This window comes from Shewanella mangrovisoli (genome assembly GCF_019457635.1).
Lineage (GTDB): Bacteria > Pseudomonadota > Gammaproteobacteria > Enterobacterales > Shewanellaceae > Shewanella > Shewanella mangrovisoli.
Genome location: NZ_CP080412.1, coordinates 1,665,118 through 1,684,053, shown reverse-complemented (window position 1 = coordinate 1,684,053; position 18,936 = coordinate 1,665,118). Strand labels below are relative to the sequence as shown.

The following is an 18,936-nucleotide window of genomic DNA, read 5'->3' as shown; positions in this document are numbered from 1 at the left end:
GCGGCTTTTTTGTATCTTGCGTATTTATTGCCTAAAGTTAATCCATCCTCCCCTTTCACTGTCACCCTTATGGCAAAAGTCATTGGACTTGGTGGTATTTTCTTTAAAAGTACTGATCCCGTCGCATTAGCCACTTGGTATCAAAACCATTTACAAATACCCATTGAAAACTGGGGCGGCGCCGCTTTTTATCATAACGATAAACCCACGCCCGGTTACCATGTGTGGACTCCCTTCGACCATAACACCAGTTATTTTGCCCCGACAGATAAAAGCTTTATGTTCAATTTTATCGTTGACGATCTGGAGCAGGCCCTACAGCAAGTCACTCAGGGCGGCGGTAAACAGATTGGGGAGATTGAAGACTCGGAATTTGGCCGTTTCGGTTGGTTTATCGACCCCGATGGCAATAAAGTCGAATTATGGCAGCCAAGTCCAACGCCGCCCGCGAATTAAGCTGTTCAGTTATAAGCCACTTTGCAACAACAGCTTTTCAATCCTGAATAGCAGCTGAGCATTTAGTATTAAGCGCTCAGCTTTGCGCCTTCGCCTATGCCCAAAATCATCTAATTGCAGTATGGTAGCGAAAGGCATCCCATCGAGAGAATCAGTTATGCAAAAGAGTTACTTACTCCCCGCCCTCGTGCTTGGCGGTTTTTTATGTGCAGGCATGGTCTATGTAGGACAAAGCGCCAGCTCGGCGCTGTTAGAGATGAAAGCCCTAGAGCGCACAGTCACAGTTAAAGGGCTGGCCGAAAAGGAGGTGAAAGCCAATATCGCCATCTGGCCGATTAACTTCACCGAAGTCGACAATAACCTGCCTAAACTCTACGACACAGTGCAACAAAAAACCGACAGAGTGGTTGCCTTCCTCAAGGAACAGGGGTTTAGCGACAACGAAATTACCGTATCACTGCCGACGATAGAAGACAGACAGGCCCAAGGTTATGTCGATCCGAATGTACGGTATCGTTACTCGGCTAAGGTGAACCTCTCTGTCTATACCCCACAGATTGATTTAATGCTCAGCACGCGTAAGCAAATGATAAACTTGGTTAAAGAAGGCATTGCCATCGGTAGCCAAGATTATGAAAACCGTACCGAGTTTTTATTTACGGCGCTCAATGATGTGAAACCGACCATGGTGCAGGAAGCGACACAAAATGCGCGGGAAGTGGCCGAAAAGTTTGCCAAGGACTCACAATCGCGTTTGGGTAAGATTAAGAGTGCCAGCCAAGGCCAGTTTACGATTTCCGATCGTGACAGCAGCACGCCTTACATAAAACAAATTCGCATTGTGTCTACGCTGACCTATTATTTAAACGACTGATATTAAAGCAGGACAAAGACCTAAGAGTGATGACATGGCGATTGATGTAAGGGAAGATTCATTCGCCGTTTCCCTATATTAGCGAAATCGATTACATTAAATTTTTCTAATAAATATTGATTGCCTAATCAAAACAACTCCATTAGAATTTACTCATAAATTATTTTTGGGATGATTTGGTATGGCTGCAATCTCACGTACTCTATTCACATTATTCGTTTTTTCCCCCTTCGCCACCCAGGCTGCGCCCTTAGCGACCCTCGAGGTAATGAGCAAACCGTACGCGAATTGGGTGACCTTAGACGCCAGTATCGAGGCCGTCAAAGCGGCTACCGTCTCGGCGCAAACCTCGGGGCGTATCGTTAAACTCAACTACGATGTTAATGATGTCGTGCCAGAAGGCGCGGCGTTACTCGAGATCACCAGCAAAGAGCAAGGCGCAGAACTGGCAAGCTTCGAGGCCGATCTCGCCAAAGCCACAGCCCTGAATGTGGAGGCGCAGGCCCAATACAAACGCTATAAAGAACTCTTCCCACAAGGCGCGATTTCAAAAGGTGCCATGGATGAAGCGACCGCCAATGCCAAGGCCGCCGAACAAGCCGTGAGTGCCGCCAAAGCCCGGGTTATCAAAGCCACTGAATCCCTCAAATATACTGTGGTATCGGCGCCATTTAGCGGGATTGTCACTGAGCGTTTAGTCGAGTTAGGCGAAACCGTCAGTGTCGGTCAGCCACTGCTATCGGGGTTTTCACCGAGCCAAATGCGCGCTATCACCCAAGTGCCACAGCGCTATATTCAGCAACTGAAAAACGCGCCTGAGTTTATGGTGCGCTTAAGTGATGGCCGTGAACTCACCTCCAAGGATCTCACCATCTTTAGCTTTGCCGATCCTGTGAGCCACAGCTATCAAGTGCGGATTAACCTGCCTAAGGATGAACCCAACCTTCAACCCGGTACCTGGGCCAAGGCGCTGTTTAAAAATGGCGAACGGGAAAAAATCCAACTGCCGACCTCGACGCTTATCACCATGAATGAACTTAGCAGTGTCTACCTGAAAAAAGGCGAGCAATTTGTACTCACCCAGGTGCGCGTCTCTGAGCCCGTCGGTGGTGAAGTAGAAGTCCTCGCGGGACTGCGAACCGGTGATATTGTCGCCATGGATGCTTACCAAGTGTTGCTTGAACAAAAGCAATAAATTCCCTAGCGATATCAACTTGATGAGGTTGTTGAATGAAACACGCTACTGAATCTTCGACGTCACTTGGCATTTCGGGTCGGATTGCGGCCGCATTTCAAAACAGTGCCATTACGCCGCTGCTGGCATTGCTGGGCTTGTTACTCGGCTTATTTGCCATCTTAGTGACCCCAAAGGAAGAAGAACCGCAGATTGACGTCACCTTTGCCGACGTCTTTATCCCTTTCCCCGGCGCAACCCCGACCGAAGTCGAAAACTTAGTTACCCTGCCCGCAGAGCAAGTGATTTCTGAGCTCAAAGGGATAGACACACTCTATTCTTTCTCCCAGCCCGATGGCGCGATGATCATTGTGATCTTTAAGGTCGGCGTAACCCGCAACGATGCCATTGTCAGCCTCTACAACCAGATTTATTCCAATATGGATAAACTGCCACAGGGGGCGGGTGTCGGCGAACCATTGATTAAACCCCGCGGTATCGATGATGTGCCGATTGTCAGCCTGACACTCTGGTCAAAGGACAAACAGGTCTCGGCCGAACAGTTGACCCATGTGGCATTAGGACTTGAAACCGAAATCAAGCGGATCCCGGGTACGCGGGAGATTTACACCGTTGGCCAGCATGAGATGGTAGCCAATGTACGTATCGATCCCGCCAAGATGAACAGCTTCAATCTCACCTATGACAAGTTGAGACAGAGCCTAAATGACAATAATCACATCTCGATGCCTGCGTCTTTAGTGCAAGGTAATCAAGAGATTAAAGTTCAAGCTGGCCAGTTTTTACAATCCATCGACGATGTAAAACAGCTGGTAGTGAGTATTTCTCAGGATAAACAGGGTAAACCTATCCCCGTTTATTTGGCCGATATTGCCGACATCAGTTTAAAGAGTGATATTCCCACCCAAAGCGTTTGGCATAGCGACAAGACGGATATTTACCCCGCAGTAACCATAGCCATTGGTAAGCAGCCGGGACAAAACGCCGTCGATATTGCCGATGCGACCCTAGCACGCATTGCTAAGGTCAAGAATGTGTTGATCCCCAGCAATGTCGAAGTAACCGTTTCTCGCAACTATGGTGAAACGGCGGCAGATAAATCTAACACCCTTATTCTTAAGCTGATTTTTGCCACCAGTGCCGTTGTCGTATTGGTCTTTTTAACCATGGGCGCCCGCGAGTCACTGGTGGTCGGTGTCGCCATTATTATCACCTTGGCGATCACCCTGTTCGCCTCCTGGGCGTGGGGATTTACCCTTAACCGAGTGTCACTATTCGCGCTGATTTTCTCCATCGGGATCTTGGTCGACGATGCCATTGTGGTGGTGGAGAATATCCACCGGCACATGGCGCTCGGTAAAAAATCCTTTAGCGAACTCATCCCCGTTGCGGTCGATGAAGTCGGCGGCCCGACGATTCTCGCCACCTTTACCGTTATCGCCGCCCTGCTGCCCATGGCATTTGTGTCGGGATTAATGGGTCCTTATATGAGCCCCATTCCCATCAACGCCAGTATGGGCATGCTGATTTCGCTTGTGGTCGCCTTTATGGTAACCCCATGGCTGAGTCGTAAGTTGCTCAAACACCACAGTGGCTCAGCGACTGATACCGCGCACAGCAGCGATGCCGATGCTCAGATAAACGAGAGCAAAATGGTGCGCCTATTTACCCGTTTAATCGGCCCCTTCCTGCTGGGTAAAGGTGCCCGTAAAGCACGGATTGGACTTGCTGCTGGGGTCTTTATGCTTATCGGTATCGCCGTGGCCCTGCCCGTGGGTCAGCTCGTAGTGTTAAAGATGCTGCCCTTCGATAATAAATCCGAGTTCCAAGTCATGGTGGATATGCCTGAAGGCACGCCTGTGGAGCAAACCCAGCGGGTCCTTCAGGATTTAAGTCGCTACCTTGCCACTGTGCCCGAGGTGGAACATTTGCAGCTGTATGCTGGCACCAATGCTCCCATGAACTTTAACGGCTTAGTGCGGCACTATTTTCTGCGCCATAGCCAAGAGCTTGGCGACATTCAGGTCAACTTAGTCGATAAAAAGCATCGCAAACGCGACAGTCACAGCATTGCGCTTTCGGTACGTGAAGAATTGCAGCACATCGGCGCTAAGTATCAGGCCAATGTGAAAGTCGTCGAAGTACCACCTGGCCCACCAGTCTGGTCGCCGATTGTGGCCGAAGTCTATGGTCCAAGTCCTGCGATTCGTGAACAAGCGGCCTACGAGCTACAGTCGCTGTTCCGTGAGACTAAAGATGTGGTCGATATTGATATTTTCTTGCCCGCAGCACAGCAAAAATGGCAGGTAATGATCGACCGCTCGAAAGCCAGTCTGATGGCGGTGCCATACAGCAATATCGTTGATTTAATTGCGACTTCCGTTGGCGGCAAGGATGTAAGCTATTTGCATATCGCGCAGCAAAAGCAACCTGTGCCTATCCGCCTGCAACTGCAAGAAGGGGCAAAAATCGATTTAGAGCAAGTGCTGAATATGAAGCTGCAGAGCCAAACGGGGCAATCTGTGCCCGTGTCTGAGCTGGTGACGATTAAGCGCGGTAAAATCGATGCTCCTATCATCCATAAGAATATGATCCCTATGGTGATGGTGGTTGCCGATATGGCAGGCCCGCTCGACAGTCCGCTCTATGGCATGTTCGACATGGCGGGCAACATCGACGGCGAAGGTGGCTTAGGTTTCGAGCAGCATTATATCCACCAGCCAACCGGGCTAGACTCAGTCGCCGTGCTTTGGGACGGGGAATGGAAGATCACCTATGAAACCTTCAGGGATATGGGGATAGCCTATGCCGTAGGGATGATTGCGATTTACTTATTGGTCGTTGCACAATTTAGATCCTATCTGGTGCCGCTCATCATTATGGCGCCGATCCCACTGACAGTGATTGGGGTCATGCCTGGACATGCCCTGCTCGGCGCGCAATTTACCGCGACATCTATGATTGGCATGATTGCCTTGGCGGGGATTATTGTCCGTAACTCGATATTATTAGTGGATTTTATCAATCAGGAAACCGCCTCAGGGGTACCCTTTGAGCGCGCTGTCATCCACTCGGGCGCCGTACGGGCCAAACCCATTATGCTGACCGCTTTGGCGGCCATGATTGGCGCCCTGTTTATCCTGGACGACCCTATCTTCAATGGGCTTGCGATCAGTCTGATTTTCGGGATTTTTATCTCGACCTTACTGACCCTAATCGTTATTCCAGTGCTTTACTACGCCGCGATGAAAAATCGCATAAACTTAACTCAAACAGCCGATTAACCCACAATAGGCAGCTTTTAGGCTGCCACTAGGAGCAAGGTATGTCACTCGAACGCAGCATTATGGCTTTTGCCGGATTTATGGTGTTACTGTCTTTGGTGTTAACCGCTTTTGTACACCATAACTTTTTGTGGTTAACGGCCTTCATTGGCGCTAACCTATTCCAAAGCGCTTTTACGGGTTTTTGCCCTGCGGCCATGGTATTACGCAAATTGGGCGTCAAATCTGAGGCAGAAATCGCTAGACAAGGTTAATGCATATTTGCAAAGGAGAAAGTCAGTGTTCAACAAGTTACTGTGTCGCAGTAAAACCTTACTGGGGGTGGCCCTCTTGAGTCTGTCATCACTCGCCTTAGTCCCCAACGCGGCAAGTGCCGCCGATCAAGAGCCCCAAGTGGCGTGGCAGAAAATCGCTGCTGGCGCTATGGTGCTCGATGTTCGCACCCCAGAGGAGTTTGCCGAAGGCCATTTAGCCAATGCGGTTAATATTCCCTTTGAGCAAGTCGCCGCCGAGTTTGCTAAGCGCGGTATCGCCAAAGATGCGCCCGTAGTGTTGTATTGCCGTAGTGGTCGACGCAGCAGTATCGCGACCGAAGCCTTAGTCGCAGCGGGTTATACCCAAACCTATAACGGTGGCGGTTATCAGACCTTAGCCGACGCTCAGCCTAAAACAGAATAATTCGCTGTTGAGATTAACGATGAAAAGCGCTCGTTGGCGCTTTTTTTGTATTTTGTTCTTTTCATTTACCCTGACACAGATATTTATCAGTCGTTTATGCTGTTAATGATATGCAAATAAGCCAATAAATTGGCAAACGACAAACTACCGACACTAAAATTCAATAAAACCGCATAATCAATCACTTGAATAAAATTCAACATTTTAACCTAACAGATAAAACTATTTTTGAAATTATTCATTCCAAAAAAATATATAAAGTAATTTCAATTAAATAGCTTCAGACCGTTTTAAAGATATCGCCATTTCCAGCGTAAAAATTCGCATTTGCTTATTCACCTTTTCCACATAAAAAAACATAAATATTTAAAAATATCGGTTACAACTTGTTACACATGAGTATTTATTCATTTCAAACGCTTATCAACACAGTTATTTTTACCAACCGCCATACCATTAACATTTAATTTACAAACACTTACCTCAAAGATAAATTCACTAACCGAGTAGCATCTGAGTCGTAGTTATTCTTTAAAAGCACAAAATAATAATGATTAACACTAAATTGAACATGGAAGAAAAACATGACAATCAATCGAACCACTAAGATAGCCCTGAGTTTATCTAGCTTAGCTATTGCGATCTCGGCAGGTGTTAATGCTGCCCCAGACGCACCGGGTTTTGTCGCAGCCAAACAAGCACAGACCTCTCCACTGCCAAAGCGCTATATCGTTAAATTTAAAAATGCCGATGCGCCAGCCTTGATGTCTGAAAGCAGCCTGCAGAGCAGCGATCAGCTCGCTACCACAATGAATTATCAGCCTCAAGTGGCTGAAATTAGCGCCCAGCACAGTGTGTTAAACAAGGCGCAAGCCAAAGAAATGAAGCGTATCGGACGCAGTAACAGCTACTCGGTTAAGCTGGATAACAATGGCATTAAGGCATTAAGAGCCCGCGCCGATGTGGAATATGTGGAAGAAGACATGCCACGCCACCTGCTAAGCGAAACAACGCCTTGGGGACAAACCTTTGTAGGTGCGACCCAATTAAGCGACAGCCAAGCGGGTAACCGCACCATCTGTATTATCGACTCTGGTTATGACCGTGGTCATAGCGACTTAAGCGGTAACAATGTCACGGGCACCAACAACTCAGGTACAGGTAACTGGTACGAACCGGGCAATAACAACGCCCATGGTACTCACGTTGCCGGTACTATCGCGGCGATCGCCAACAACGATGGTGTGATTGGCGTAATGCCAAATCAAAATGCCAACATCCATGTGATTAAAGTCTTTAACGAGGCTGGCTGGGGTTACTCCTCATCACTGGTGTCAGCAGTCGATACCTGTGTGGCAAACGGCGCAAACGTTGTCACCATGAGCTTAGGTGGCGCTGGTTCGAGCACTACCGAACGTAACGCGTTAGCGGCCCACTACAATAACGGTGTGCTGTTGATTGCCGCTGCCGGTAACGATGGTAACAATACCCACAGTTACCCCGCTTCGTACGATGCGGTGATGTCAGTGGCATCGGTCGATAATCATAAAGACCACTCAGCCTTCTCTCAGTACACCAACCAAGTCGAGATCTCAGGTCCTGGTGAAGCCATTCTCTCGACCGTGACTCGCGGTGAAGGTCGCTTAGCCGATATTACTATCGGTGGTCAGTCTTACTTCAACTCAGGCGTTGTGCCGCACAATCGCTTTACGCCATCGGGCACCAACTACGCGCCCAATCCATACAATGGCACGGCAACCGCAACCTTAGCCGAATGTACGGTTAGCGGCTCAACCTTCAACTGCGGCAACATGACCAACAAGGTGTGTTTAGTTGAGCGTGTGGGTAACCAAGGTACTTCGTACCCAGAAATCAACGCGGTAAAAGCCTGTAAGAATGCGGGCGCCAGCGCCGTTATCGTGTACAGTAACAGCGCCTTACCAGGGCTACAAAACCCCTTCTTGGTCGATGCTAACAGCGAAATCAATATGGTGTCAGTGTCTGTTGACCGTGCAACTGGTTTAGCTCTGCGTAACCAATTAGGCGCAACGGTTACCGTGAGCAACCAAGGCAATAAAGACTACGAGTACTACAACGGTACGTCGATGGCGACCCCACACGTTTCTGGTGTGGCGACCTTAGTGTGGAGCTACCACCCAGAATGTAGCGCCGCTCAGGTACGTAACGCGCTCAAACAAACCGCTGAAGACTTAGGCACAGCTGGCCGTGATGACTACTATGGCTATGGTCTAGTCAATGCCGTTGCAGCGAAAACCTTCTTAGATGCTTCCTGTAATGGTCCTACGGATCCGGTTGACCCAACACCAAATGACAGCGTGTTAGTGAACGGTGTGCCTAAAACCGGTCTAAGCGGCGCCGCCAGTGAAGAACTGCATTTCTCTTTTGAAGTGCCACAGGGTGCAACTAACTTAGGTTTTGTGATGAACGGTGGCACGGGTGATGCAGATCTGTACGTACAGTACGGCGCAGCGCCAACGACCTCAAACTACGATTGCCGTCCATATAAAGGTGGTAACAGTGAATCTTGCCCAATCAGCAACGTTCAATCTGGTACTTACTACGCGATGGTGAAAGGCTATTCAGCCTTTAGCGGTGTATCGTTAACCGCAAGCTACACAGCCCAAAGCGGTGGTGGTACTCCTACCACGCCAGCAAGCTACACCAACACTGATAACTACAATATTCCTGATAACAAAACTACAGGTATCACTAGCCCAATCACAGTCACTCGCACGGGTAACTCAGGCACTGTGACTGCCGTGGTGAATATTGTTCACCCTTACATTGGTGACTTAAAAGTGCAGCTCATCAGCCCAACAGGCCAAACGGCAACACTGCATAACAACACTGGCGCAGGCGCAGACAACATCAACAAGAGCTACACCGTTGATATGACTGGCGTTGAGTCAAGCGGTGTGTGGAAACTCAAAGCGGTTGATAGCGGCCGTGGCGACGTAGGCTATATCGATAGCTGGGAACTGAAATTCCAATAATGTTCGTCTAAAAAAAGAGCCTGCAATTGCAGGCTCTTTTTTATTGGTCATCTTTAAGCATTTCGGGCTCGATAAGCACGCTGTGCTCATTATCCGATAACCAGACTTGCCCTTCACTGATGGACACTTGCAGCGACATAGTGCGGCTCACTAACGCCTCCATCGCCGTCACTGACTCTTCGGCAATATTCCACACCTTAAGGTTTTTATAACGCTCTAGGGCCGCTTGATTCTGTTTCCACCAAATAGGAACACTACGACCACCGTAGGTAAACAGCTGCACCGCTTTCGCGCGGCCACTCGCCTTACGCAGCCATTTCTCATCGGCTTGGCCAAACTCTATCCACAGGTCCACTTCACCGGAGAGACTCCTGTCCCACAGCTCAGGCTCATCATCGACGCACAATCCCTTAGTAAAGCTTAAGGTCTCGGAAGCGTTCAGGATAAAGGCCAGCAGACGCACCATCATGCGGCCATCGGTCTCGGAGGGATGCTGCGCTAACGTCAGCTGATGATCTTGATAATAACCTCGGTCCATATCGGCGATCTGAAGATTGACCTTAAACACGGTCGCTTTGAGAGCCATAGTACATCCTAAACTTAACGATAAAAAATAACGGCGAGTCTACCTAAGACTCGCCGTCAGCTCAAACAAACTGCGAGATAAAGAAGACTAAATCGCGCCTGGGCGTAAATGCTTCGCCACCGGAAAATGCGCCTTAAGTTGCTCAATTTTCTGGGTATCGGCGACCAACAACATGCGCGAGCCTTGCTCATATTCACGGCTGATATCACTCAGCGCAGGGAGCGCTGCGCGATTAGCATCGCGGCGCACCAGCTCAGCCAAGTCCTCGGCTAAACCTACCTCGCTGTAAATCCAGTCGAGGCGCTGTAATAACGGCATGGCCGCCAGCGGCAATAACTCGACGGGCGTGGCCTCGTCCAATAACAGGATTTCCCCGCGGCTGACGATATTATTAAAAGCATTTTGATAATGCTCTGGGGTGCGCGCATCAAATCTATCGCCATTGGTGTCGAAAAAGCGCTCCCAGAATAATCGGCGCGTCGCAGTTTTGGTGAGTCTTTGCTGCACTTCGAGACGCTTGTCAGCCACAAAGTCGAACAAGGGTTTAAGGGATTGCGGCAGGCTGGTCTCTAAGCGGGCGCGAATGGTGCGCGCAAACACGGGCGCGGCGCCCGCAGTGCTTATCGCCACCACAAGACGGCCCCTATCGACAATCGATGGGGTAATAAAGCGGCAATAGGCGGGATTATCCACGGCATTGACCCAAATTCCCCGCTCGGTAGCTAAGGTGGCCAATTCAGCATTGAGCTTATCGTTTGCGGTCGCTAGATAGATGAGATCGTAATTTTGAATATCGGCCTGCACTACGGGCCGCTCAGACAATAAAATCCTGCCCGCATCGGCATAGGCCTTCACCTCGGGATTCACCTCGGGGGCAATCACATGGATATTGGCTTCGGTACGCGTCAGCAAGGCCAGCTTACGACTGGCGACATCCCCTGCCCCCACCAACAGGACATTTAAATTAACAGTATCAATAAACAGCGGGAAATATTGCATGCCACTCGCCTATAAAAAGAAAACCCAGCCTAAATTACTCTTGCACCACCGGCAGTTGACGTTGGATCCAGCCCTTGTAACCACCAATCAAGGAGGCGACCTTTTGGTAGCCCATGAGCTGCAAACTGCTGGCCGCCAGCACTGAGCGAGCGCCACCCGCGCAATAGAGCAACAGTGGTGTATGTTTATCGGGAAAGCGCTGTTCAATGTCGCGCTCAATAATACCGCGGCTCATGTGTTTCGCCTGCGGCAAGTGATCCTGTAGCCATTCATTATCTTCACGGACATCTATCAACACCCAAGCGTCATCGGCTTGATAGGCTTCAATACTCACTTCAACAACATGGGGACGAATCGATTCGACAAGGGCTGAAAAAGCACTGGATGGATGCATCAGATGCTCCTTAGATAAGGGATTGAATGACTTAGCTAATATCTATTGAAGTGTAATTCGCTACGCGGGGAGACGCAATCCTTGCGGTTAACGGCGTGTGACAATCGCGGGCTTTATAAGCCAAAGCTTTCGTTGAGTGAAATGACTCCCGCCTCTTAGCCTTACTCGGGTAGCCTGGAATAGGCGCTTGGCGCTGAGAACAAGGCGGCATTGTTCGCCCCATGCCATCAACGCATCGCAGTGTCAGCGGTTTGAGAAACGATGAATGGAATGACGATTAATTATGGCTTTCGCTGCGCTCGGCGCTGCAATGCCAGCATAATTCAAAACTGCCCTCATTCATCTCATGGCATTGCACGCATTGCCACTGGGGACTAATCACATCCAAGCCACTTAACTGGGCCTGTGCTTTCGCCAGTTGCGACTCACGTACCCAAAGCTCAACGTTATGTAGCCCGGCGGGCAATTCGCCCACGCCGCCTAATAAGGCCTCGCCACGCAACTCCACATGAATACCACAGGCTTCTAATAACCCCTTCCATGTATGGGCCTGCAATAAGTTTCCACCAGCGACTAACGTCTTACGTTCTTCCATGCGACATCCTACAACAATACTCTCTAGATATGGGCAGCCGACATCCTACTGTGAAATAACCGAGCCTGTCGAGCGCTGTTTTTTACAGCAGTTGTTAATGAAATTAACATTTAGGTTTTACAGCATTAGTCACTATAAAGTTGTGAGTTTGCTAGCAGATTATCGGAAAGGCCAAAATTCTCAGTAAAAAAAAGCCACCTCAGCGGTGGCTCTTTTTTCAACAGTCGTGATACACGACCTCAAGTCTCAATACCCGATTAAGGCATCATCGAAGGCTGATCGGCGCCTTCTTTCTCGACTTCAACTGGCATCATATGCTCACGGCAAATGCCCAGTTTGATCGCAAGGTAACTTGCTACGTAGATAGAAGAATAAGTACCGACGAAAATACCCAATAAGAGTGCTGTCGCAAAACCGTGGATCATAGTGCCGCCCTTCAGGAACAGCGCCACAACGGTCACCAGCGTCGTACCGGTAGTAATAATGGTACGGCTCATGGTTTGGGTGATAGAGACGTTGACCACTTCTTCTGGCTCGCTCTTACGCATCTTGAGGAAGTTTTCACGGATACGGTCAAACACAACGATGGTATCGTTCAGTGAGTAACCCACAACCGTTAATACCCCCGCCAATACGGTCAGGTCGAATTCCAGTTGGAATAAGGAGAACACCCCTAAGGTCACAATCACGTCGTGGGCAAGTGCTGCCACCGAACCGAAGGCTAAACGCCATTCGAAACGGAAAGACACGTAGATCATGATACAGATAAGCGCGACCAATACCGCTAAACCGCCCTGCTCGGCCAGTTCTTTACCCACTTGAGGACCGACGAATTCAACACGTTTCTGTTGAACGCCCGCATCCACTTGTTGGGCAGCAGCCATCACAGATTTCACCTGTACGTCGCTGCTCACGCCTTCTTTAACAGACAGACGCACTAAAATGTCACGGCTAGAACCGAAGTTTTGTACCACAGCACCATCTAACTCAGGTGCAGACAGTTTCGAACGCAGCACGTTCAAATCGACGGGTTGAGTGAACTCCATCTCAACCACAGTACCGCCGGTAAAGTCTAAGCCCCAGTTGATGCCTTTGGTCGCCAAGGACACCAGCGAGCCAAAGACCAAAATGGCAGACATAATACTGATAGGCAGCGCATGACGGAGGAAGTTAACCGTACGTTTTAAAGATAAAATTTCTAACATTATCGCTTCCCCTTAGATAGACAGCGTCTTCACGCGCTTACCGCCCCAAATCGCGTTCACGATTGAGCGAGTCCCCACGATAGCGGTAAACATCGATGTCGCAATACCGATCATCAGGGTTACCGCGAAGCCTTTGATCGCGCCCGTACCGACGGCGAACAGGATCAGCGCTGTCAAGAAGGTGGTGATGTTAGCGTCGGCGATGGTCGAGAATGCGTTACCGTAACCTTCGTGAATGGCTTGCTGTACGCTGCGACCTGCACGTAACTCTTCACGGATACGCTCGTAAATCAGTACGTTACCGTCAACCGCCATACCCACTGTTAACACCATACCCGCAATACCAGGCAGGGTTAATACGGCGCCAGGGATCATAGACATCACCCCAACCACCATCACTAAGTTGGCTGTTAAGGCTAAGTTAGCGATCAAACCAAAACTACGGTAGTAAACCAACATGAAGATAAGTACGACTGCCATACCCCAAATCATAGCTTGCACACCGCTTTCGATGTTTTCCGCACCTAGGCTTGGACCGATTGTACGTTCTTCCACAATCGATACTGGTGCAATCAGGGCACCGGCACGCAGCAACAGTGCGAGGTTTTGTGCTTCACCGTGGCTTAAGCCGGTGATCACAAAGTTACGGCCTAAACGCGCTTGGATGGTCGCCACAGAAATCACTTCTTGGATTTTCTGCATCTTGACGCTGCCATCGGCGTTACGCTCACCGCTGTCTTTATATTCGATGAACAAGGTCGCCATCGGTTTACCGATATTGTCCTTAGTCACGTTAGAGAAAATGGTACCGCCTTTAGCATCGAGGTTGATGCTCACCTGTGGACGGCTGTATTGGTCAAAACTTGGTTGTGCGCCAGTGATATGATCACCCGTTAGCATCACTTCCTTCTTCAGTACCACTTGACCGCCTTCACGGCGTTGATACACCTCAGAACCCGCTGGAACACGGCCAGATTGCGCCGCATTCGGGTCGGCCTTATCGTCTACCATGTGGAATTCAATCGATGCAGTAGCACCTAAGATTTCCTTGGCACGGGCAGTGTCTTGTACACCTGGCAGCTCAACGATAATACGCTCAGCACCTTGGCGTTGAACCACAGGCTCAGCTACCCCTAACTCGTTCACACGGTTACGGATAGTGGTAATGTTTTGCTGCAGCGCTTCTTCTTTAATCTGCTTGAGATAGGTTTCGCTCATCACGGCTTGCAGGGCAAAGTCTTCACCCTTGGTCACGTCGGTGAACACCATGTCATTGCTGCGCGATTTTAAGAAACGTTCTGCACTGGCTAAACTTTCTTTGTCACGGAATTTAATCTCGATACCTTGTGCATTGTTGCGAATGCCCGCGTAACGGATTTTTTCTTCACGTAATTGTGAACGGAAATCGGCCACTTTGGCCTCTTCCATCTTACGGATGGCTTCGCCCATGTCCACTTCCATTAAGAAGTGCACACCACCACGAAGGTCCAGACCGAGTTTCATTGGGCTACCGCCCATGGACTCGAGCCACTGCGGCGTCGCAGGGGCAAGGTTAAGTGCCACGGTAAACTTATCGCCTAAGTCTTCGGCGATGGTTTCCTTGGCCAGCAACTGTTGATCCGCGTTTTGCACGCGAACCAACAATTGGCCTTTTTCAAGCTCAGAACGTTTTACCGCAATGCCCTTACTGGCTAACAGCTCGTTCACTCTGGCTTGGGTAGATGCCGTGACTTCAGCACCTCGAGTCGCCACTACTTGCACCGCATGATCTTCACCGAACAGGTTAGGTACGGCATAGAAACAACCTATGGCGATGACGAGCACCACCATAATGTTTTTCCACATTGGGTATTTATTTAACACGCCTGAGCCCTCTTGGCTTACAACGACTGGATAGAGCCCTTAGGCAATACAGCTGCAATGTAATCTTTTTTAATTGTAATTTGAGTTGTGTCGTTCAAGCTCAGTAACACGTAGTCATTTTCATCGCTGATCTTTGCAATCTTGCCTAAGATACCGCCGCTGGTCAGGACTTCGTCGCCCTTGCTTAAAGATGACATCAGGTTCTTGTGCTCTTTAACACGCTTAGATTGCGGACGGAAAATCATGAAATAGAAAATCAGACCGAAAATCACCAGCATGAAAATCAATTCCATGGTGCCGCCACCCTGTGGAGCGCCTGCAGCATTTGCATATGCATTTGAAATGAACATAGTTTTCTCTTCTTATTAGCAAAAAATCAATCGACTAACTCTGGTACTTCACGACCTTGACTGGTATAGAAGTCCTTTACAAAGGCGTCTAATGTACCCGTCTCAATCGCCCCGCGCAAACCTTCCATTAACATTTGATAGTATCTCAAGTTGTGAATGGTGTTTAAACGCGCACCCAGAATCTCATTACAACGATCTAAATGGTAAAGGTATGCCCGTGAATAGTTTTTACAGGTATAACAATCACACTTAGGATCGAGCGGTGAAGTGTCATCACGATGACGCGCATTGCGGATCTTGATCACACCTTCACTGGTAAACAGATGACCGTTACGGGCGTTACGGGTTGGCATCACACAGTCAAACATGTCGATACCACGACGCACACCTTCAACTAAATCCTCTGGCTTACCGACCCCCATCAGATAGCGCGGCTTGTCCGCAGGAATTTGTGGACAGACATGCTCAAGAATGCGGTGCATGTCTTCCTTAGGCTCACCTACGGCCAAACCACCGACGGCATAACCGTCGAAACCAATGTCGACTAAGCCTTTTAAGCTCTCGTCGCGTAAATCTTCATAAACACTGCCTTGGATGATCCCAAATAATGAATTGGGGTTTTCCAGACGGTCGAACTCGTCGCGTGAACGCTTAGCCCAACGCAGTGACATCTGCATTGACTTGCGCGCTTCATCTTCTGTCGCCGGATACGGCGTACATTCGTCAAAAATCATCACCACATCACTGCCCAATGCATGTTGAATTTGCATTGATTTTTCAGGATCTAAGAAGATTTTCTCGCCGTTGATTGGCGAACGGAAATGCACACCTTCTTCGGTAATTTTACGAATGTCACCCAAACTGAACACTTGGAAACCGCCCGAATCGGTCAGAATAGGACGCTGCCAGTTCATAAAATCGTGCAAGTCACCATGCTTACGCATGATTTCTTCGCCGGGACGTAACCACAGGTGGAAGGTGTTACCAAGCAGAATGTCCGCGCCAGTAGCACGCACTTCTTCAGGCGTCATGCCTTTTACCGTACCGTAGGTACCAACAGGCATAAAGGCTGGGGTTTCCACCGTGCCGCGTTCAAAAATCAAGCGACCACGGCGCGCACGGCCGTCGGTAGTGTCGAGTTCAAATTTCATAATTCACCTCGCCAGATAAACAGTCTGACTACATTTGTAATGGCACGCGCCATTTTGATTAACAATAGAGATAGGGGCAGATCCAAAAGGTTCAACCTTTGGCTGAAAAAAATTACCGCCCAAACTCAATGTGGGCGGCTATTTTAAAACAAAATCTTGGTCTAGTGAGCTTTTTTCGTCACAAACATGGCATCGCCATAGCTAAAGAAGCGATATTTTTGCGTGATTGCGTGTTGATACGCCGCCATAACATGGTCAAAACCAGCAAAGGCACTGACCAACATAATGAGGGTCGACTCCGGCAGGTGGAAGTTGGTGATCATGGCATCGACGATTTGGAATTGATACCCAGGGTAGATAAAGATATCGGTATCGCCGCTAAAGGCTTTAAGTTCACCTTCACTTGCACGGGCCGCACTCTCCAGTGAACGCACGGACGTCGTCCCCACTGCAACCACACGCTTGCCCGCCGCTTTAGTTTGGGCAATTAAATCCACCACATCCTGCGGCACACTAGCCCACTCGGAATGCATTTTATGCTCGAGCACGTTATCGACGCGCACTGGCTGGAAGGTGCCAGCGCCCACATGCAAAGTCACAAACGCGATATTCACGCCCTTGGCTTTTAAGGCATCGAGCATAGCATCGTCAAAGTGCAATCCCGCCGTTGGCGCGGCAACCGCACCTGGGTTTTGGTTATACACGGTTTGATAACGCTCTTTGTCGGCATCCTCATCGGGACGGTCGATATAAGGGGGCAGTGGCATATGCCCTACCGCTTCGAGCACTTCTAAAATCGTCAGGTCGGATAAGAGTTCGAGTTCAAATAAGGCGTCATGGCGCGCAGCCATTTTCATCTCATAACCGCCGTCGAGGTGGATAATGCTGTCCACCTTCGGGGATTTAGAGCTACGTACATGGGCGAGGATGCGCTTATCGTCGAGCATACGCTCAACTAAAATCTCGAGTTTGCCACCACTGGCCTTTTGGCCAAATAGACGCGCAGGGATCACCCGGGTATTGTTGAATACCATTAAATCGCCAGGATTAATCATCCCCAGCAGATCGGTAAACTGTTTATCAGCGAGCGTGCCAGTATTGCCATCTAGGGTTAACAGACGTGACGCATTGCGTTGCGCCATGGGATAACGAGCGATAAGTTCGTCGGGAAGATCGAAGGAAAAGTCTGTTACGCGCATGCAAAGGCCTCTAGATAGCTTAGAACGGCGGCTAGTCTATGGTTAGAGGCCAATAAGATCAAGATTACTTGTTCGCGATATCCATATCGGCGTCTGACTTATTTAGCACATTTGAGGCTAACGCATCATCGACATCATATTTAGGTCGAGTCCGCGAAAAATGATCCATACGAAAGCTATGTTGCTCATAGGGAATATCGACAAGCACTTTTTTACGCTTAGGGCGCTCGTCTTTACCGAGCATTTTGGTAAACCAGTTCCACATCATCCATGATCCTTAACAGGTTAATTGATTGGTGCATTTTCAGCCCATTGTTAGCATTTACCCTCCTGTTGAAACGCTAACGTAAGCACTCCCTTAGAAAAGCACACGATTTTTGCCTATTTGCGCTTTCCTCAGCGCGCCCGCCCATGATACCGTGAACTAACGCGATTAACCAAGCACAAAAAATGAACATTCTTACACACTTACATCTGGCCGAGATCAGTAAAACCCACCTAAGCGCCAATCTGGCAGGCAATTTTATCACCGCGCCAATCGATTCTGCGCCGCAAGCACTTCGCCAAGGACTGTGGTTAAACCAAGAAATCAATCAGCTCTGCGCCACCCATGAACTGACCCAAGAGCTAATGGCCCTGTTCCCTGCCCAGTTAACAAGCATAGCAGCTGATTTGATGTTCGTAAGTTTCGATCATTATTTAGCCTACTACTGGGAAGAATATCATCACCTGCCGCTGCCCGAGTTTAGCCAAAAGGCCTATCGCGAACTGGCAGAATTTGCGACGCAAAGCGATGAGTATCACCCTCAGCCCTGTCTGGACATCATCGCCGATATGCGCAGTCAAGATTGGTTAAACGCTTACGCCACACCTAAAGGCATTCAACAGGCATTGGCGCAACGCGCAAAAGGTCATCCGCACAGTGCCTTATTTAACGGCGCGGATAAACTGCTAGCGAAAATGCAGATAGAGACAGAAACCGCCTTTCGCACCTTTTACCCTCAGTTGATGGCATACACCCGTATTTGGAGTCGTAAAACCCCGAGTGACTATCTACCCAGTGGCTCAGCCGACTAGATTTGAACTTAGCGCT

18 protein-coding genes are annotated in these 18,936 nt (G+C 49.2%); 8 read left to right on the top strand and 10 right to left on the bottom strand.

The annotated features are described in order from the left end of the window. The first annotated feature begins 69 nt into the window (after positions 1-69). The 7 genes from K0H60_RS07565 (at position 70) to K0H60_RS07535 (ending at position 9,501) form a co-directional block, all read left to right on the top strand. Positions 70-456 carry a VOC family protein gene (locus K0H60_RS07565; protein ID WP_220057744.1) on the top strand — a complete coding sequence of 129 codons (387 nt, stop codon included), beginning with the start codon at positions 70-72 and terminating at the stop codon, positions 454-456. A 157-nt stretch (positions 457-613) separates the two neighbouring features. Further along, positions 614-1,330, top strand: coding sequence for an SIMPL domain-containing protein (locus tag K0H60_RS07560; RefSeq protein WP_088212201.1), 717 nt, complete (start codon positions 614-616; stop codon positions 1,328-1,330). Positions 1,331-1,511: 181 nt separating this feature from the next. Next, positions 1,512-2,525, top strand: coding sequence for an efflux RND transporter periplasmic adaptor subunit (locus tag K0H60_RS07555; RefSeq protein ID WP_088212202.1), 1,014 nt, complete (start codon positions 1,512-1,514; stop codon positions 2,523-2,525). 35 nt (positions 2,526-2,560) lie between these two features. Beyond that, the gene (locus K0H60_RS07550) at positions 2,561-5,809 is read left to right on the top strand and encodes an efflux RND transporter permease subunit (RefSeq protein WP_220057743.1); all 3,249 of its coding nucleotides are present in this window, start codon (positions 2,561-2,563) and stop codon (positions 5,807-5,809) included. A gap of 41 nt (positions 5,810-5,850) precedes the next feature. Beyond that, on the top strand, positions 5,851-6,063 hold the full coding sequence (locus K0H60_RS07545) for a YgaP family membrane protein (protein WP_220057742.1): 213 nt from the start codon (positions 5,851-5,853) through the stop codon (positions 6,061-6,063). Positions 6,064-6,088: 25 nt separating this feature from the next. After that, on the top strand, positions 6,089-6,487 hold the full coding sequence (locus tag K0H60_RS07540) for a rhodanese-like domain-containing protein (RefSeq protein ID WP_220057741.1): 399 nt from the start codon (positions 6,089-6,091) through the stop codon (positions 6,485-6,487). A 584-nt stretch (positions 6,488-7,071) separates the two neighbouring features. Next, the gene (locus K0H60_RS07535) at positions 7,072-9,501 is read left to right on the top strand and encodes a S8 family serine peptidase (protein ID WP_220057740.1); all 2,430 of its coding nucleotides are present in this window, start codon (positions 7,072-7,074) and stop codon (positions 9,499-9,501) included. A gap of 40 nt (positions 9,502-9,541) precedes the next feature. On the opposite strand, the gene K0H60_RS07530 is transcribed toward K0H60_RS07535, so the two are convergent. The 10 genes from K0H60_RS07530 to K0H60_RS07485 form a co-directional block, all read right to left on the bottom strand. Further along, positions 9,542-10,087 (bottom strand): YaeQ family protein, encoded by a 546-nt coding sequence (locus K0H60_RS07530; RefSeq protein WP_220057739.1) that lies wholly within the window; start codon positions 10,085-10,087, stop codon positions 9,542-9,544. Positions 10,088-10,174: 87 nt separating this feature from the next. After that, positions 10,175-11,086 carry a precorrin-2 dehydrogenase/sirohydrochlorin ferrochelatase family protein gene (locus K0H60_RS07525; RefSeq protein ID WP_220057738.1) on the bottom strand — a complete coding sequence of 304 codons (912 nt, stop codon included), beginning with the start codon at positions 11,084-11,086 and terminating at the stop codon, positions 10,175-10,177. A gap of 34 nt (positions 11,087-11,120) precedes the next feature. Beyond that, positions 11,121-11,480 carry a rhodanese-like domain-containing protein gene (locus K0H60_RS07520; RefSeq protein WP_011716501.1) on the bottom strand — a complete coding sequence of 120 codons (360 nt, stop codon included), beginning with the start codon at positions 11,478-11,480 and terminating at the stop codon, positions 11,121-11,123. Positions 11,481-11,757: 277 nt separating this feature from the next. Continuing rightward, entirely contained in the window at positions 11,758-12,075 is a 318-nt protein-coding gene (locus K0H60_RS07515) for a putative signal transducing protein (RefSeq protein WP_088212207.1), read from the bottom strand. A gap of 257 nt (positions 12,076-12,332) precedes the next feature. Continuing rightward, positions 12,333-13,280: a protein translocase subunit SecF gene (secF, locus tag K0H60_RS07510; RefSeq protein WP_023267666.1), complete on the bottom strand. Its 948-nt coding sequence runs from the start codon at positions 13,278-13,280 to the stop codon at positions 12,333-12,335. A 12-nt stretch (positions 13,281-13,292) separates the two neighbouring features. Continuing rightward, entirely contained in the window at positions 13,293-15,143 is a 1,851-nt protein-coding gene (secD, locus tag K0H60_RS07505; RefSeq protein ID WP_088212208.1) for a protein translocase subunit SecD, read from the bottom strand. 17 nt (positions 15,144-15,160) lie between these two features. Next, positions 15,161-15,493, bottom strand: coding sequence for a preprotein translocase subunit YajC (gene yajC / locus K0H60_RS07500; RefSeq protein ID WP_023267664.1), 333 nt, complete (start codon positions 15,491-15,493; stop codon positions 15,161-15,163). Between the two features lie 26 nt (positions 15,494-15,519). Then, the gene (gene tgt, locus K0H60_RS07495; RefSeq protein WP_220057737.1) at positions 15,520-16,644 is read right to left on the bottom strand and encodes a tRNA guanosine(34) transglycosylase Tgt; all 1,125 of its coding nucleotides are present in this window, start codon (positions 16,642-16,644) and stop codon (positions 15,520-15,522) included. Positions 16,645-16,805: 161 nt separating this feature from the next. Beyond that, complete coding sequence (queA, locus tag K0H60_RS07490; RefSeq protein WP_220057736.1) at positions 16,806-17,843, bottom strand: tRNA preQ1(34) S-adenosylmethionine ribosyltransferase-isomerase QueA; 1,038 nt, start codon at positions 17,841-17,843, stop codon at positions 16,806-16,808. Positions 17,844-17,907: 64 nt separating this feature from the next. After that, entirely contained in the window at positions 17,908-18,111 is a 204-nt protein-coding gene (locus tag K0H60_RS07485; RefSeq protein ID WP_220057735.1) for a hypothetical protein, read from the bottom strand. A 182-nt stretch (positions 18,112-18,293) separates the two neighbouring features. Here K0H60_RS07485 and K0H60_RS07480 point away from each other — a divergent pair, with 182 nt between their 5' ends. After that, the gene (locus K0H60_RS07480; RefSeq protein WP_220057734.1) at positions 18,294-18,920 is read left to right on the top strand and encodes an acyl carrier protein phosphodiesterase; all 627 of its coding nucleotides are present in this window, start codon (positions 18,294-18,296) and stop codon (positions 18,918-18,920) included. Positions 18,921-18,936: the final 16 nt, after the last annotated feature.